This window comes from Rhizobacter sp. (assembly GCF_031412075.1).
Classification (GTDB): domain Bacteria; phylum Pseudomonadota; class Gammaproteobacteria; order Burkholderiales; family Burkholderiaceae_C; genus Rhizobacter.
Window position 1 is genome coordinate 1 of the sequence record NZ_JANOCG010000141.1, and the last position, 1,748, is coordinate 1,748.

The 1,748-nt window shown below is 66.1% G+C and carries 2 protein-coding genes; one reads left to right on the forward strand and one right to left on the reverse strand.

Going from position 1 to position 1,748, the window contains the following annotated elements; genetic code table 11:
* The coding region (locus tag RMO40_RS05205; protein WP_309717279.1) for a gamma-glutamyltransferase at positions 1-624 on the forward strand (624 nt) is incomplete at its 5' end.
* A gap of 3 nt (positions 625-627) precedes the next feature.
* Here RMO40_RS05205 and RMO40_RS05210 read toward each other — a convergent pair.
* A partial coding sequence (locus tag RMO40_RS05210; RefSeq protein WP_309717282.1) for a FumA C-terminus/TtdB family hydratase beta subunit occupies positions 628-1,748 on the reverse strand: 1,121 nt, incomplete at its 5' end.

A 1,748-nucleotide genomic window follows, 5' to 3' on the forward strand; every position in this document is an offset into this window, starting at 1 on the left:
GGCAAGGCGACACCGGGCCAGCCGCTGCCGGGCTCGGTGGTGCTGGCCGACGACCGCAGCCCCGAGCTGCCGTCGACCTCGCATGTGTCGGTGGTCGATGGCCACGGCAACGCACTCTCGATGACCATGACCATCGAGAACCTGTTCGGCTCCCGCAAGATGGTGCATGTCTTCCTGCTAAACAACGAGCAGACGGATTTTTCCTTCGTGTCCGCGGCGGATGGGGTGCCGGTGGCCAACCGGGTGGAAGGCGGCAAGCGGCCGCGTTCGTCGATGACGCCGCTGCTGGTGTTCAACCGCGCGAGCGGCAAGCTGCTGATGAGCGTGGGCTCGCCCGGAGGCTCCTTCATCATCACCTACGTTGGCAAGGTGCTGGTGGGTGTGCTCGACTGGAAGCTGCCCATGCAGCAGGCCATGGACTTGCCCAACTTCGGCTCGCGCAACGGGCCGACGGAGTTGGAGTCCACGCCCGACACGGCGGCCCTGGCCGACGCGCTGAGAGCGCTCGGCCACGAGGTGCGCCTGATGCGCTTGAGCAGCGGGTTGAACGGCGTGCAACGAACGCCAAACGGCTGGATCGGCGGCACCGACCCGCGCGGTGAGGGCAAGGTCAGCGGCGAATAAGCCTCAGACCACGGCCACCGGAATCTTCCCGATCCTGGCCTGCCACTCCTTCGGCCCGGTCTCATGCACCGAGGTGCCATTTGAGTCGACCGCCACCGTGACCGGCATGTCCTGCACCTCGAATTCGTAGATGGCTTCCATGCCCAGGTCGGCAAAGCCCAGCACGGTTGACTTCTTGATCGCCTTCGACACCAGGTAGGCCGCACCACCCACCGCCATCAGGTAGGCGCTCTTGTGCTTCTTGATGGCTTCGATGCCGGTCGGGCCGCGCTCGCTCTTGCCGATCATGCCGATCAGGCCGGTTTCGGCCAGCATCATCTCGGTGAACTTGTCCATGCGGGTGGCGGTCGTGGGGCCCGCCGGGCCCACCACCTCATCGCGCACCGGGTCGACCGGGCCCACGTAGTAGATGACGCGGTTGGTGAAATCGACCGGCAGCTTCTCGCCCTTGGCCAGCATGTCTTGAATGCGCTTGTGTGCGGCGTCGCGGCCGGTCAGCATCTTGCCGCTGAGCAGCAGGGTGTCGCCCGGCTTCCAGGCGGCCACCTCGGCCTTGGTGAGCGTGTCGAGGTTGACCTTCTTGCTCTTGTTGTAGTCGGGCGCCCAGTGCACGTCGGGCCACAGGTCGAGGCTGGGCGGGTCGATGTAGGCGGGGCCGGAGCCGTCCATCACGAAGTGCGCGTGGCGCGTGGCGGCGCAGTTGGGGATCATCGCCACCGGCTTGCTGGCAGCGTGCGTGGGGTAGGTGGCGATCTTGACGTCGAGCACGGTCGTCAGGCCGCCCAGGCCTTGCGCGCCGATGCCCAGCGCATTGATCTTGTCGCACAGCTCGATGCGCAGGGCCTCGGTCTTGTCTTTCGCGCCGCGTTCCTTGAGGTCGTACATGTCGATGGGCTCCATCAACACTTCTTTCGCCATCAGCATCGCCTTCTCGGCGGTGCCGCCGATGCCGATGCCGAGCATGCCCGGCGGGCACCAGCCGGCGCCCATGGTGGGCACGGTTTTCATGATCCAGTCGACCACCGAGTCGCTCGGGTTCAGCATGGCGAACTTGCTCTTGTTCTCGCTGCCGCCGCCCTTGGCTGCCACCTGCACGTCGAGCGTGTTGCCGGGGATCACGGTCA